Origin of the sequence: Paenibacillus sp. FSL R5-0928, assembly GCF_037970385.1 — a bacterium.
In the GTDB taxonomy this organism is placed as follows: domain Bacteria; phylum Bacillota; class Bacilli; order Paenibacillales; family Paenibacillaceae; genus Paenibacillus_AQ; species Paenibacillus_AQ odorifer.
Map to the genome: position 1 here is coordinate 3,895,521 of NZ_CP150225.1, position 14,361 is coordinate 3,909,881.

The window sequence follows — 14,361 nt, forward strand, 5'->3', positions numbered from 1 at the left end:
GTCCGAAACCGTGCTCAATAGGCGATAAATGTGCAAATAGTGTCAAATCTCTAACTAGTCGTAAACTGGCATTCGTTTCAGCAGCTGCTTAGATGGTTATGGAATGAAGAGGGTATACTAGACTATGACCAGTCAAAGGAGACGATAAATCATGCCAAACAAAACTAAGATCATTCTTGAGCCAGCAGCTCAAAAATTTGCCGATGATAATGCGAAACCTCCCTTTCTACCTGACCTTGGGCCAGAAAAAGGTCGTGAAACGGTAGATAGCGTACAATCCAGTGATATATATAAACCGGAAGTTGATATTGAAGATCTAATGGTGCCAGGTGGACCTAACGGTGATGTTTCCATACGAATCGTTCGCCCCCCTAGCTCCTCATCAGCATCGTTGCCTGTTATCCTGTACATTCATGGCGCAGGATGGGTGTTTGGGAATGCCCATACCCATGATCGCTTGATCCGTGAACTAGCTGTCGGAGCGGAGGCCGCTATTGTTTTCCCAAATTACAGCCTCTCCCCAGAAGCTAAATATCCTACAGCTATTGAAGAAATCTACGCAGTTCTCAAGTGGACAGCTGAAAAAGGAAGCGAGCACGGATTAGATACTAGCAAGCTTTCTATAGCCGGAGACAGCGTCGGTGGGAATATGGCAGCTGCTATTACTCTCATGGCGAAAGAACGGAGTGGACCGAAGATAGCGAAACAACTACTATTCTATCCGGTAACGGATGCCTCGTTTGATACTGAATCCTATCATGAGTTCGCCGAAGGCTATTTCTTGCAACGGGACGGCATGAAATGGTTCTGGGATCAGTATACCACTGACCCTGAGGAACGAAATCAAATCACTGCCTCTCCTCTTCGGGCTAACCTAGAGCAGCTACGGGATTTACCAGATGCACTGGTTATTACTGGTGAAGCAGATGTGCTACGGGATGAAGGTGAAGCTTATGCCGCCAAATTGCGGGAAGCTGGCGTGAATGTTACGGCTGTCCGCTTCCAAGGCATCATTCATGATTTTGTCATGCTGAATCCTTTAGCCGAGACTCATGCTAAAAAAGGAGCTATCAAGTTAGCGACTACATGGCTTCGTGAAGGTTTCTAAACAAATCAACTGTTGACATATTCTTTTACTAGGCGAATTGGTTCTCACAAGAATTTTGTGCGAAACTGATTCGTCTTTTCTTGTTAACATAATATTTATTATGTTAACAAGTGTATTTTTACAATTGAGAAACAAATATCCATTCCCTGCGTCAATATATTATAAATGATCTATAAGGAGCTAAAATCGTGAAATATGTACCGTTTATCCTAAAGACCGTTATAGCATCCTCCTTGCTCGTATCTGGAGCTGGTGTATATTTGCCTGGTGCTCAAGCAGCAGTAACAACCCCTGCCTCCTCTTCAACAACCGTCGACTCTATCACCACAATTAAACCCTTATGGCACGCCAAGGCAGATGGTCAAGGAATTTATAGCCAACAGGCCCCTATTGCAAATGGATTATTCTATTATTCATCAGGCGGGACACTAAAGGCCGCCGATCTCAGTACAGGCAAAGTTAAATGGTCCTACAAAAACGGAACAAATCCTGAGATTATAACGAATAACTCGGTTTTCTTTATCACTTATGAGGGTTATCTTGTAAAAGTTAATGCCCAAACGGGGAAATTGCTTTGGAAGGTTAAGGCTGCCAAAGATCCGATTGAAATCGGTGCTTTCGCGGAGTTAGTTAACGGAGTGTTGTACTTCCGGAACGAGCATGGTGGAATTGCAGCTTATCACCCGGTTACTGGTAAAAAAATCTGGGAGAATAAAGACATCCCTATGTATGTAGGAAGTATCGACGGCCTATATAACGGGGTATTGGTAGTATCCAGTACTGTTGATAATAGGCGTACACAGTTTTTCGGGCTCGATCCGGCTACAGGCAAGAGGTTATGGAGAATTCAGGGATTTTATAGCTTTGTTGCTTACCGGGATGGTGAATTATTACTCCGCGAACAAGCAAATGCTGCAAATGATGCCTCTAACGAGCCTCTTAAAGGCTATCAGTTGACCTTGGTACATGTTGATGTTAAAACTGGAAAAGCGAAGACCAAAAAGAACTATAAACCGCTCGAAGATGTCAGTAGACTCGGTAATTATTTCACATCACTTCAAGGCTCGTATCTATATACAGTCGATGGAGGTTTAGACCAATGGGGGGGTCATCCCCTATACCGCTTTACCTTAGGTCAAGAAACAGCGAGTGAACCCAAAAGTTATGAGGAGTACGGAAATTGGGTGGCTGGTCCAGTAAATAACATGGCTTTTTTCCAAAAGGATGCACAGATCACTGCCGTTCAAATGAACGATAATCGCATTATAAGCTTCAACGGGCCGGACAGTCCTGCGTTAAGCATTCAATCTATGGGTAAGGGGCTATACGCCGGCTATGAGAACGGATATTTCCTTATCATAAATGCAGAAACAGGAAAAGCGCTTGGCAAAGTAAAAACTGGAGCACAACAATACGGCAAACTATTCAGTGCGAATGGTATTCTCTACATCCAGACGGAGCACAATATATTCGCGATTTCTCTGCCAAAAGAATTAAAATAGTTGTTGTTACTCCTTATCTTTCGCAGCCACTTCTCGTTTAAACTCAATGGTTCGACTCTCCAGATGAACTGACCCGCTGTTTCCAATCTGGAAGGTCGTGCCAGACCCAATCGACAGAATTTTGATATATTGTATATTAATTGTTGATTCCGCGGAATCCTTTAATATCACAAATTCATCCACTTCATTCCCTTGGTTTGTCCATACAGGGATAGGAATGTCTATGAGTGTAGTATCTTTCGTGCGATTATTAATCTCCTTTATGTTAAAAAGGTAATTCTCCTTGCTTCCCAGGAATTTAGATTGAACCCGGCCTACAGATCCACATATAAATATAGAACTGTCAGACAGATTGTTGATATAGACATCTTGTATGCGTGAGGTGTGCATAGGTTAACTGCCTTTTTTTGACTTGATCTGGAGCGCTCTGAGTATATTCTATTACGCTGTCAAACGCCGAGGAGCAATGAATGGATTGAGTATCCCCTACTAAAAATACTGATGAACCCGAGATCGAAACGACTTTCACTGCATTGACACTAATATCTCTATTGATCACCGTTATCTTCATTCGTCTCCCGCCTTCCGGTTATATTTATTTCCAAATGCCGCTCTACTGCCATAACGATATCTCGTTTGATTTGCTCTACAATAGAAGCGCATTCCTCATCAGTGTATCCACGCCCTTCTTCTGTGGCTGGGAGTTGGCTTACATACTCGTTAATCCGTCCATCCATCTGATTCAGCAGATCCTGAGTCACCATTTGGATATATTGCTCATCAATGCTTAAATTCTTCTCTTTTTCTAAACGTGAAAATTGCGAGGGAACCTCTTCTTGCACATACTTCAGAATCTGTGGGCGAATCTGATCCGATAAGGCAGTTGTACCTACCTCCTGCTCTCCAATAGGTTTACCGTTGATCATCGCTTCATCCAGATTGTTCCCCTCATTCGGTGTAATGCCTATATTTAAAGTGCCTTCCAGCTTTTCGATTTTTAATTGTTCAAAATGATAATTGATAGGTCCTATACTTGCAGATTTATTGTTCTTTATGCTGTCTACATCGCCTTGCAAATCTCGAAGTTGCTTCTCTAGCTGTTGAATCTTCTCCGCTTGCAATCTTAGTGTATTAAAAACCTGCTGAGCGTAATACGGATGCATACAACCCCCTCCTATGGTTTATTGTATGCGGGGACAAAGAGCCTAATTCAGTTGTGCATATAGTTCTGCCGCTGGCGGCAAGGACACAAGGGGTGAATCCATTTTTTCCGCTGGAGGTGTTGAAGGCGATGATGGTGCTCCAGAGGTCTCATAATTATGAGACAAAGAATTGATACGTCCCGATGTACCAATCTGAAGTACCGAGGAATTAGAGATAGTGCCGATTTTTAGATTATAGATCGATATGCATTGATATACCGTAATGTTCATTTAAACCCCACCCTTAAGGAGGTGATACTTGATCCACCACATCTGAATCCATCGTATTTGTACTGCTGGCCGCATTATTCGTTATATTCGTACCTATGGAGTCACCTATGGAGAAGGAGTTGGCACCGGCATAAATTTTAGAGTTGCTGCTCAGGATAACGGATGCCGTATTTCCTACTAAGACTGTGGAGCTGGGGCCTACGCTATTGATTTTAATATTGCCGATGATTGAAACCACCAAACCACTTCTCCTTTCGGAATGATAAGCTATTCTATGTAGATATTCGCCCAGATGTCACTGAATAAGTCAAACGCCCATACAATGGATAAAAACCGTAGGAGGCGCAGAGCTATGAGTCCCAATAAGACGAACCCTTTAGATTGGATGAATGAAGATCCTTTTTTTAAGAAAAAGTTATCCTTGAAAGCTCTTGAAGAGCAGTGGAAGTTGGATCCTAACCAAATTGACGGGTATGTCGAAAAAGTCATCCGAGAAGCAACTGCAGCGACCTCCTCTTCATTTATGAACGAAACCTCAAGTTTAAGCTTTGAGCATATCGACACTCATAATCACCTGATTACCAAAATTCGTATTCCGAGCGGAATCCACCCCGAAAGTATATGGGCACAAATCAATCGCACACAAATTAAATTAACAGGTTTAGGAAAAGATCATAGCGAGATTATTCAGCTGCCAGTTCCCGTCATTCCAGATCAGAGCAGAGGCACTTATAAGCAAGGTTCCCTGCAATTCAGAATGGCTAAAATGTCAGCGGGAAGATTCAAAGATATCGACATCCGTTATTTATAAAATATCCCTTTAAAATCCACCTGTTTTACTCGTCCAAGTGCCCCATTCCCCCTAAAAAAACGCCTTAAAATCAAAACAGCGTATAATTTAAGTTATACGCTGTTTTTTAAAGGTGTTTTTTGGCCCTTTTTCTTCCGATTTTCTATTCTTTTCGCTCTTCGAACTTTAAGTTCCTCTTGGTCATAAGATGGAGTATTAAGAGTAAAGGTGGGGTCAAATCATGTCTAAAAACAAACGCGGCAAAGCACTTTGGCGCATTCCATCCCGGGCTAGAGGAACATGTCCGATCTGTGGCAGCACACGTATTAAGCTGTTGTACTTCGGGAAAGGCATTTCAGGTGAAAAACTTAACGTATGTAAGAAATGTGATGGAAAGCAAAAGGTATGAAAGCATTTAGCAGTTGATTCACAGAACGGGTTACCAAATAAAGTGCGACCTTAACCTCGAACCTAGGCTCGACAAAAAAACTATCGCACTTTGCTTGGTAATCCTTCACTTACAAAAACTTTTATAGTTCAATCCGATATCGTCTTTCCTCATTCGTTAGAATGAAACCGACAGACTCATATAGCCGTAATGCAGAATCATTTTCCGTAAGCACCATCAGACATGCCTCTTCCAGTCCGTGGGTTCTAAAATAGCTCAATGCTTGAAAAAGCATGTACTTAGCAATTCCGGATCTTCTCCATGGTTCAAGAACAAATACATTTTCGATGTAGCCGCCCTTCTCTTCCTGCCAGACCATTAAGCTACCCGCAACCTTCTCCCCTTCTCGAACAACAAGTGATGTCCAGAGCGGATTTTGTTTGAATTCAGCTAACCGTTCTTTCCCTAGCGGAGTTTCCGGCCAAATCTCAGCTTCTAATTCCAAATAATGCTCGTCTTCTTCAGGCGTCTCCATATTCCAGGTTGCGAATTCAAGTTCCTTAGCCAGAGTGAGTTCGGACAAACCATCACTTAGATTGTGTTTCATCTTAAATAAGCTATTATAATGAGAGAAGCTCTTCACTTTTTCGAAAAATTGAGTATTCAAGACCTCTGCCGAATCGTTCCCTATACAAAGAGTGGTTTTGTAATCCTTTGATAAAGTTTCTTTTAATTCAAGGGCTCTTAATAAGAGTGACTGATACACTTTTTCTAATAAATCAAAATCACTTTCACGTTCTGGGATTGTTTTTAAGTTCAGGTAGATCGAATGTCTGCTATCCTTGGAACGGCCGGGCGGCACAATATTGATGATGCTCACTTGGCCTTTGGCCACCATTTTACCGTCCTCGAAAGCGCAATATACATTTTCCCAATTTTCCTCATTACCAACCCACCAAAAAACAACATTCCCCTTTGTAGATACCGAGTTATAAAGTTCCCCAAGTAATGGCATGTCACCTTGTTCAAAATGACGAATAGTAGTCAATGCAAAACCCCTTTTCAAATCATTAATATGGAATATATTTATAATAACATGCATGTCCACGCTACATTTGGTAATGAATTGTTATAAATAACTTCTCCTTGATGTAACATTTTTTAAGTAAACCCTGTCTTACTTATATAGGGGGACTAAAAGATGAGAAAACGATTTTTTATAGGGATTACGATATTTCTGATTGCTTGTGGAGTTGTTCTTAGCGTAGGGACGATATCAAATCTTCTGAGTCCGTTTAAAAGCTTCTCAGTCATCGTAGATAATCAATCTGATGTTGATATTAGCTCTATCGAAGTAGGATTAATTCGTGCGGATTCAAAGAAATTGTATACAAGTCCAATAAAAGCAGGACAAAAGAAAAAATTCAAACCAAAATTGAGTTTAAATGGTGAAGGTGCTATATATCTTCGATACACCAACTCTAACGGACAGTCTAGAGAACAAACCGTGTGCGGTTATACCGAATATTTATCAGGTCATTCCAAAGTCACGATTACTAATGAACGCACAACCGTTGTTCAGCAATGTAATTAAATCCTTTCATCTGACCCTTCAATCCTGCTTCACTCTGATGAGAGATAAGTCTTCTAATAGATAAAAAGCCGCCATTAAGGCGACTTGCTTATCCAATAAGATTTAGTTTTTTAATTTGGAAGATGGGTCGGGTCGAATCTAGGAGGGAATACTTCCTCAAAGTTATCTTGCTTTTTATATAAGCTATACCAAGTCTCTGCAATAACATCAGGATCACCAGCTGTTCCAGCTTGTATCATTGTCCCTATGGAAAGATGGCCGACAAATACTCCTTTATCTATTAACTCATTGTGTAAAGCATTAGCATAATTTCGTATACCGGACATAACAATGCCGCCATTTCCTACAAAAGGCAACGGGAACATAGCAGAAATACCAGTGGTAAAAAGAATGGCTCCTGATCCTCTATGGATCATATCGGGTAATACTTCATTAACCGAAAGAACGGCGGGCAGCAAGTAACTGTTTATTTGTTCCAACACACTTTGAGGTGTAGTTTCCAGCACATGAGTGAATTTATCCCACCCTGCATACGGGCTGAACTCTAGTACATCGATTGAACCAAACTCTTTTATTATCGCTTGAAAGACTTGTTTTAGAGCTGCTAAATCTGTCACATCTGCTACAAAAGATTGTGCTTCAATATTAAGTTTCTTAAGTTCACTAATGATCATTGATAATTTCTCGGGATTGCGTGAAATGACAGCCACCCTAAATCCATTAACTCCGAATTTTTTAGCTAGAGACAATCCTAATCCGGGCCCTGCACCAACGATAACAATATTTCTCATTTTTGATGAACTCCTTTTCTATGATATATTAAAGTAACAGCTGTTGCTTTAATTGCTAATATACAGCTACTAATTTAATGTATCAATCAACAATCAACCTGCAAATGTTGCTATAGCAACAAGATTGCTAAATTGTTGGGTAGGAGTGAAGTAATGGCTACTAAAGTAAACAATATTCGGCTGACACAGACTAAACAGTCTTTAATTGACTCCTTTTTACGGTTAGTTTCCCTGAAGGATTTTGAGAAAATAACAATCGTCGATATAACAAAGGGAGCTAAAGTTAATCGAGCCACGTTCTATGCACACTTTAATGATAAATATGAATTATTGGATTATATTATGGGTGATTCGGCATCCGCTGCTATTGTAAAACATACTGAAGGAGAAATTAAATTCGATCAAGAAGGCATCATTCAACTCGTATTATCGGTATTCGATTTCTATCAGCAACCGAACATACAATGCCGCAGCAGTTATATAGGGATGGTTGTCCCTCAATTGAAAGAGAAGATTATAAATGAACTGAAGGTTCACTTATCTAACGCTTTAGGAGATATCTACCCAGATAACGAGAAAAGCTTTTATGTACCGATCATCGCACAAATGATCCATGAAGGTGTCTATCAATGGGTAACAGGGAATAATACTATAAATCAACAAGAAGTCGCCGAGAGAATTTCATCATTAGTCATAAGCGGGCTGCAATCGTGAGTTAAAATCAGAAGAGTCCTCAGACCTTTCCGCTGCCTGACACTAAGGGGCCGAGTTCGTCATTTATAGACGACCTCGGCCCCTTGTGATACAGCGTATTATCTGTCTGTGCAACACATCAATCGTTTACACATTCCCCAGAAGATTTAATTGCCAAGACACGCCAAATTGATCCGCCACCCAGCCAAATTTCGAACTGAATGGATATTCACCTAGTGGCATGAGCACCTGTCCACCCTGGGATAATGCTTCATAAACGCGGTCAATTTCAGCTTCACTTTCACAATTCACATATAAGGATACCGCTGGAGTAAAGGTGAATCCATGCTTCACGTAGCTATCTATACACATAAAAACTTGTCCATGTAATGAAAAAGTAGCCTGCATGACACTCCCTTCAGGGCCTGCTTCATTTGCTCCATAACGTTTAATACTGATGATTTCGGAGTGATCAAATAAAGAAGTATAGAAATTCATAGCTTCTTCAGCCTTCCCTTCGAACATTAGAAAAGTCATTATCTTTTGATTCAGTTCCTTCATAATCGTCCAGCTCCTTACAGTCATTTTATACAGATCATCTCATATCATTAACGCTTTCGTAAACTTTCAAACGGGCATATGCGGTTTCGAGAATGGGATACGCAACTTGACCAGGTACAGCCATCGCCAAAAGTGCACCATGCAGATGCTCAGCTTCCACTGGCAGATGTTTAAGCATATCCCTATGCATAGAGGAGGTGAATTCGGGCAGGACCGAATCCATCTTTTGCATCGTGACCGACACCATATCTGGTCCAACAGGCATACCTGCACTTTGCGCTATGCTCACGATCTCATTCAGAAGCTGCTCATAAATAGCACGAGCTGTAGGTGAGGCTAAAATAGGTCCAACCGAGCTATCCATTAAAGTTGTAATCCCGCTTAAACTAGCTACGAATATATATTTCTGCCACACTTCGCGTTGAATATCAGAACTTAATATCACAGTGAATCCTGCTTTATCCAAATGGCTGAGAAGTTTCTGCATCCTTTCTGACTCCCCACCCGCCCATTCACCAAACACAATACTATGGAAAGAACTACTTTGTATGATAGCTCCATTCGAATCTAACGTTGTTTCGATATAACAAAGACCACCCAATACCTTTTCTGCTCCAAAATGCTGCTGCAAAATACCAAAATGTTTATACCCATTAAGGAGCGGGAGAATCATAGTATGTTCACCGACAAAAGGGGTTAGATCCATCATCACCTGAGGCAAATGATAGGCCTTCACTGCAATAATAATACAGTCAAAAGGCTCTGCCTTCTCCCCGTATGTAATCGTCCGAACGGGAGTCTGAAAGTCACCATGCACACTTTTTATTGCCAGACCCTCATCTTCTAACTGCTTTTGTTTAGTAGAACGGACTAGAAAAGTTACATCTTCCCCTTTTTGAACTAGACGCCCTCCAAAATAACCACCAATAGCTCCTGCACCCACGAATAGAAAACGCATGTAAGTCTCCCCTTTTTCACCTTATTTTAAACAAATAAAAAGACCGCTTAGCTTATCCGCTAAACAGGTCCGAATGGCAAAAAAAGAGTCAAGTATCGACCGTTCTTTTGTCTCGGTCCATACGGATCTGAGCAAAATCCAACGAGTTCACCTCCATGGCTACAATTAAATTACTATTCATAAATCTGATCCAACTAGAGCACCATTCGATTCTATCGATACAGCCTCCCTGGAAAGTATAACAAAAGAAAACCTTAAAGCCTAGTTTTAATCCATAACTTGGAGATGTCCAAAAACCCGAAGGAACCGGTGTGCAGACCAAACAGGCTTTGATTTAGCTGAGCTTTTTTATTCATATGACAGCCATGCAGCACCCAATAATTGTCTCGTAAAATCCCCTCCGCTTGATTCAGCAGCTTCACCCGTTCATCCTTTGGAGATTCTGTGAAAGGACCTAATACCTTCGAAAACAATGAAATCTGATCCTCTCTAAGCAAAGAAAATAAATAATTAGATTTATTATTAAAGTAGTTAATCATTCCCCATTGCCAATCATCTTCCAGCACCTCTTCAGCAAGTTGGATCTCGGCTGTTGTCTGTATATGATCTGCCTTAAACTCATTGAAAAAGTATAATTTAATTTGCAAACCAACGGAGGCAGCGCGTGTTTGGAGCCATAACGCTTCTTCTCGTTCTTCTTTTTTATCCTTAGTTGCTAAAGTAATGACTTCTCCCTGATACCCATTTTCCGCTAAAAGCGCTCGGGCATGTTCCAAAGTTGGATCTACAAGCTCTCTCTTACTGCTCTCCCATGGCAAAAAGCTATCTGCTGGAGTGATACGATTGCCACCCAACTCTTTTATTAAAGCCGTTCGACTGTAAAGGATACGGATCACTTGACGAAACCATAGCTGCTGATGAATTCCCTCTCTATGAAAATTAAACAGAATATATCTACAGCCTAAGGCCGGGTAATCTATACTGTGATTGCTGATGATATCAGGTAAAAGTTCTCCATGTTCAGGATCTGGCAGCTGGTATTGGCGTTCATTAGAAGCCTCTTTTGGCAAATACCAAATCTCAACACGATCCAGGAGCGGCCGAATTCCGAAATAAAAATCAAAAGCTGCGAGCACCAATACATCCTCATTCAGATCCATTAAACGGTAAGGACCTGTACCGATCACTTCACTAGTGATGTCTATATCGTATGGGAGTATGGACATGTGAATGCAACTAAACAGATGCAGAAAAAAGAGATTTGGACGAGACAGATCAAACCGGATTCGATGATCTCCTTCAACCTCTACTCGTTCGATATCCTTATAAAGGTTCACCGCAGGGCTATTCAAGTCAATAAGCCGTTGTAGCGTCTCTTTTACATCTCTCGAGGTCATAATTCTTCCGTGATGAAAGCGTACCCCCTTGCGGAGGTAAAAAATATAACTTGTATGCTCCTCATTAGCTTCCCACATATGGGCCAAACCAGGAAGAAAGGCATCGGTCGTTGCGTCATAAGTAACTAGTGTGCTATAGATCTGACCCAGCAAATAGGATTCAAAAGCGGTGTATACATAAGCAGGGTCCAGTACTTCCTTATGCCGGTTACGGGTAATCCGCAGGACGTCCAGCCCTGAGGTTGACTCTGCTTCACTACGAAAACCCATCTGTTTATTTAACATCGTTAACAATCGTTCCTTTAAGGGTCCGGTCACCTGATCGCTGCTCATCAATTCGATAGCTTCTTTTATCTTGCCTTTACTGACTAACTCCTGAAAGCTATCCTCGAACACCTCATCAATACTTTTTAAAAAAGTAAGTTGAGAGATATGCCCCCTGCCTCTCCCCGGCTGCCATAGAATATATTCCTGCTCTTCCAGTTTCCGCAGAACGAATTTAACATTGCGTGGAGTGCAAATTAGGATCGAAGCCAATAAATCTATCGTCACAGGAACAGGTTCATTCACTTTGAACGAACTAGTAACGCTTGCTGCTAAACATAAAAAATGATTACTTATCTGGTCCAAATGGTTCACTCCTTTAAAGGTGAAACGGTCAATGTATTTCTTACACTTTTCCTTCCCCCTTTTATCATTATAATTATACATAAATCAACAATGAATATGCAGCAACAATATTAGAGCAATAAGACTAGGAGATCGTAATCATTATGAAACAGCATCTAAGGCACATTCACCCTCTAGCCTGGACAATTATCATCGGCACTATGTTCGGACGTCTGGTGACCTCGATGAGCATCCCATTCTTATCCATCTATCTGACCCAAGTTCTCGGAGCTTCCCCGACACAAACAGGGATTACGGTCGCGGTTAGCTCGCTGGCAGGCGTATTGGCTAGTTTCTATGGCGGTTATATTTCTGATATTGTTGGCCGCAAAATTGTGATGTTAATCTCGGTATTTGGCTGGGCAGCCGTCTTCTTCGGATTCTCAGTGGCTCAGCATCTATGGGTATTTTTCTTGGTAAACACCCTAAATGGCTTATGTCGATCAGTATTCGAGCCTACTTCACGGGCACTTTTGTCCGATATTACACCACCCGAGAGCAAGCTGCTTGTCTTTAATCTTAGATATGCAGCAATTAATCTTGGTGTAGTATTTGGTCCGATCATTGGGCTACAGCTCGGCTCTGCGGAATCAACTTTTCCTTTTCTAATCGCCGGAATCGTATATGTTGCATACGGAATTGTATTATTCATGCAATTTAAGGCACATCGTTCAAGCATGCCCGCCCGTACACAAGCTCAAGCACCACGTTTACTCGAAGCTTTGACAATCACAGGAAAAGACCGTGTGTTCCTGCCAGTATTGCTGGGTACAATCTTTTGTGTGTTAGGATACGGTCACTTCGGCTCAACAATGGCTCAATATTTAGCGATGAACACGCATTTCACCAATGGGGGGCAATTGTTCTCCTATATGCTTTCACTGAATGCTATAACCGTGTTAGTAGTGCAGTATCCCATTGTACGTACGGCAAGTAAATTTCCACCGATTGTCCCTTTAATACTTGGGAATATCTGCGTTGCACTTAGTCTTCTCTTAGTGGGGCTTGCTGGTGGTGTGGCTCTACTAATGATCAGTGTAGTTCTGTTCACTATAGGGGAAGTCTTACTCTTTACGATGATGGATATGTTAATCGATCGGATTGCCAAACCTGAAATGAAAGGGACGTACTTTGGTACGATTGGCTTTAATAATTTAGGGAGTGTTATGGCACCTATCTTCGGTGGGGTGTTGTTAGACCATTATGGCGCTCAGAATGGCCTTGCGATCTTTGTGCCGTTGGCTTTAACAACAGCTTTTGGTCTTCCTTTTCTTCTCGTAGCGCACAAAAGACTTGTTGCCAGAGAGAAATTAACACTTGGTATTAAAAATAGAGCAATAAAAGGATGATTTTCCAATTCAATACGTTGTTTATTGGATCATCCTTATCTCGGTTAACATAATCATTATTATGTAAACCAATTATGTGAATTAATTCTTTTAATCAGAAAAGAGGGACCGTATCTTTGCAGAATATGCAATAGCTACGGTCTCTTTTACATAGAAAAAACGGTTAATCATATATTCCCTGAAGAAAACTCAGCTGGCCTTTTACATATTGCCTTAGCTCTAAGGGCTCCATGATTTCGGAATGACCTATTATGCACCAGACATTAGCACATGCACTTTCATAACCAAACATATTCACCTTTAAAATGAATGCATCCCCTTCTTCTCTCATTTCCATGATCTCTAGCTGAGATAAAGAAGACATTGTTCTCTTATCAGCTCTGATCACAACAGGATAGACCTCTTCTTCTTTACACGCTTGCTTAAAAACCTGTCCCTGCTGCTTCCAGTGCTCTTCTAATGAAAAATCCATAGGTATAGAGTACTCTTCTTCCACAAGCTGCGTAGAGACAATTCGCTCACATTTAAACGTTCGGATTTGATTAGCTTCTTCACAGTAGGCTATAAGATACCATTCCTCTTTTTTCACCACAAGACCATAGGGCTGTAATTTCCTGCACGATACTTCTCCGTTAACCTTTTGGTACTTAACCTGTAGTTTCTGAGATCGCCAAACGGCTGTCCGGATAGATTCCAGACAGGGGATTTCTATTCGTTCTGCCCACCAAGGTGTGTCATCGAAATAAAAGCGCTTTTGCGCTTTCTGAATGTCAGGTTGATAGGATGCGGGCAATGTTTTTTCTAATTTCAACAGCGTCGTCTTCAGCTTAAGACCAGATTCAGAATGTCCCCCAGAATAGATGCCCATACCTGTTAAATATAGATTGATTACATCTTCACCATGTAACTGCTTCAGGTTAACTGTATATCCCTCCATTAAAGAGATACCACCATTCGGCCCCGACATAGACAACAAAGGAATTCCAGCTTCAGCTAGTACATCAATATCTCTATAGATTGAACGTACAGAAGTCTCCAAGGCTTGAGCTAGTTCATTGGCCTTCATTTTCCCTCTCGACTCCACTAATAATAAAATAGCAATCAAACGATGCAAGCGCATGGGAACCT

17 protein-coding genes are annotated in these 14,361 nt (G+C 41.3%); 7 read left to right on the forward strand and 10 right to left on the reverse strand.

Going from position 1 to position 14,361, the window contains the following annotated elements; all coding sequences use genetic code 11:
- Nucleotides 1-151 precede the first annotated feature (151 nt).
- A complete protein-coding gene (locus tag MKZ16_RS17445; protein WP_036687569.1) occupies nucleotides 152-1,108 on the forward strand; it encodes an alpha/beta hydrolase in 957 nt (318 codons plus the stop codon).
- A gap of 188 nt (nucleotides 1,109-1,296) precedes the next feature.
- On the forward strand, nucleotides 1,297-2,610 hold the full coding sequence (locus tag MKZ16_RS17450; protein ID WP_076099082.1) for a PQQ-binding-like beta-propeller repeat protein: 1,314 nt from the start codon (nucleotides 1,297-1,299) through the stop codon (nucleotides 2,608-2,610).
- A gap of 6 nt (nucleotides 2,611-2,616) precedes the next feature.
- Here the strand turns inward: MKZ16_RS17450 and MKZ16_RS17455 are convergent, their stop codons facing one another.
- The 4 genes from MKZ16_RS17455 to MKZ16_RS17470 form a co-directional block, all read right to left on the reverse strand.
- Nucleotides 2,617-3,000: a hypothetical protein gene (locus MKZ16_RS17455; RefSeq protein ID WP_036687572.1), complete on the reverse strand. Its 384-nt coding sequence runs from the start codon at nucleotides 2,998-3,000 to the stop codon at nucleotides 2,617-2,619.
- Nucleotides 3,001-3,158: 158 nt separating this feature from the next.
- Nucleotides 3,159-3,773 carry a spore germination protein GerPC gene (gene gerPC, locus MKZ16_RS17460; protein ID WP_036687573.1) on the reverse strand — a complete coding sequence of 205 codons (615 nt, stop codon included), beginning with the start codon at nucleotides 3,771-3,773 and terminating at the stop codon, nucleotides 3,159-3,161.
- A 42-nt stretch (nucleotides 3,774-3,815) separates the two neighbouring features.
- A complete protein-coding gene (locus tag MKZ16_RS17465; protein WP_038571461.1) occupies nucleotides 3,816-4,043 on the reverse strand; it encodes a spore germination protein GerPB in 228 nt (75 codons plus the stop codon).
- Nucleotides 4,044-4,056: 13 nt separating this feature from the next.
- On the reverse strand, nucleotides 4,057-4,281 hold the full coding sequence (locus MKZ16_RS17470; protein WP_036687577.1) for a spore germination protein: 225 nt from the start codon (nucleotides 4,279-4,281) through the stop codon (nucleotides 4,057-4,059).
- A gap of 114 nt (nucleotides 4,282-4,395) precedes the next feature.
- Between MKZ16_RS17470 and MKZ16_RS17475 the strand changes: the two genes are divergently transcribed.
- Together MKZ16_RS17475 and MKZ16_RS17480 are read left to right on the forward strand one after the other, a co-directional pair.
- The gene (locus MKZ16_RS17475) at nucleotides 4,396-4,854 is read left to right on the forward strand and encodes an Hsp20/alpha crystallin family protein (protein ID WP_036687578.1); all 459 of its coding nucleotides are present in this window, start codon (nucleotides 4,396-4,398) and stop codon (nucleotides 4,852-4,854) included.
- 220 nt (nucleotides 4,855-5,074) lie between these two features.
- The gene (locus MKZ16_RS17480) at nucleotides 5,075-5,242 is read left to right on the forward strand and encodes a hypothetical protein (RefSeq protein ID WP_175618918.1); all 168 of its coding nucleotides are present in this window, start codon (nucleotides 5,075-5,077) and stop codon (nucleotides 5,240-5,242) included.
- A gap of 121 nt (nucleotides 5,243-5,363) precedes the next feature.
- Here the strand turns inward: MKZ16_RS17480 and MKZ16_RS17485 are convergent, their stop codons facing one another.
- Nucleotides 5,364-6,236 (reverse strand): GNAT family N-acetyltransferase, encoded by an 873-nt coding sequence (locus MKZ16_RS17485; RefSeq protein WP_076106838.1) that lies wholly within the window; start codon nucleotides 6,234-6,236, stop codon nucleotides 5,364-5,366.
- 186 nt (nucleotides 6,237-6,422) lie between these two features.
- Here MKZ16_RS17485 and MKZ16_RS17490 point away from each other — a divergent pair, with 186 nt between their 5' ends.
- A complete protein-coding gene (locus tag MKZ16_RS17490; protein WP_076106786.1) occupies nucleotides 6,423-6,815 on the forward strand; it encodes a hypothetical protein in 393 nt (130 codons plus the stop codon).
- Nucleotides 6,816-6,925: 110 nt separating this feature from the next.
- Here the strand turns inward: MKZ16_RS17490 and MKZ16_RS17495 are convergent, their stop codons facing one another.
- The gene (locus MKZ16_RS17495; RefSeq protein WP_076106788.1) at nucleotides 6,926-7,606 is read right to left on the reverse strand and encodes an SDR family NAD(P)-dependent oxidoreductase; all 681 of its coding nucleotides are present in this window, start codon (nucleotides 7,604-7,606) and stop codon (nucleotides 6,926-6,928) included.
- Between the two features lie 153 nt (nucleotides 7,607-7,759).
- On the opposite strand from MKZ16_RS17495, the gene MKZ16_RS17500 reads away from it, so the two are divergent.
- On the forward strand, nucleotides 7,760-8,320 hold the full coding sequence (locus tag MKZ16_RS17500) for a TetR/AcrR family transcriptional regulator (protein WP_076106790.1): 561 nt from the start codon (nucleotides 7,760-7,762) through the stop codon (nucleotides 8,318-8,320).
- A gap of 126 nt (nucleotides 8,321-8,446) precedes the next feature.
- Here the strand turns inward: MKZ16_RS17500 and MKZ16_RS17505 are convergent, their stop codons facing one another.
- The 3 genes from MKZ16_RS17505 to MKZ16_RS17515 form a co-directional block, all read right to left on the reverse strand.
- Nucleotides 8,447-8,860 (reverse strand): VOC family protein, encoded by a 414-nt coding sequence (locus MKZ16_RS17505; protein ID WP_038571468.1) that lies wholly within the window; start codon nucleotides 8,858-8,860, stop codon nucleotides 8,447-8,449.
- A gap of 34 nt (nucleotides 8,861-8,894) precedes the next feature.
- Nucleotides 8,895-9,818, reverse strand: a complete 924-nt coding sequence (locus MKZ16_RS17510) for a ketopantoate reductase family protein (protein WP_076106792.1) — start codon at nucleotides 9,816-9,818, stop codon at nucleotides 8,895-8,897.
- Nucleotides 9,819-10,072: 254 nt separating this feature from the next.
- The gene (locus MKZ16_RS17515) at nucleotides 10,073-11,845 is read right to left on the reverse strand and encodes an ABC transporter substrate-binding protein (protein WP_076106794.1); all 1,773 of its coding nucleotides are present in this window, start codon (nucleotides 11,843-11,845) and stop codon (nucleotides 10,073-10,075) included.
- A 143-nt stretch (nucleotides 11,846-11,988) separates the two neighbouring features.
- Here MKZ16_RS17515 and MKZ16_RS17520 point away from each other — a divergent pair, with 143 nt between their 5' ends.
- Complete coding sequence (locus MKZ16_RS17520) at nucleotides 11,989-13,233, forward strand: MFS transporter (RefSeq protein ID WP_036687590.1); 1,245 nt, start codon at nucleotides 11,989-11,991, stop codon at nucleotides 13,231-13,233.
- 163 nt (nucleotides 13,234-13,396) lie between these two features.
- On the opposite strand, the gene MKZ16_RS17525 is transcribed toward MKZ16_RS17520, so the two are convergent.
- The gene (locus tag MKZ16_RS17525) at nucleotides 13,397-14,353 is read right to left on the reverse strand and encodes a WYL domain-containing protein (RefSeq protein ID WP_076099073.1); all 957 of its coding nucleotides are present in this window, start codon (nucleotides 14,351-14,353) and stop codon (nucleotides 13,397-13,399) included.
- Between the last annotated feature and the right edge of the window lie 8 nt (nucleotides 14,354-14,361).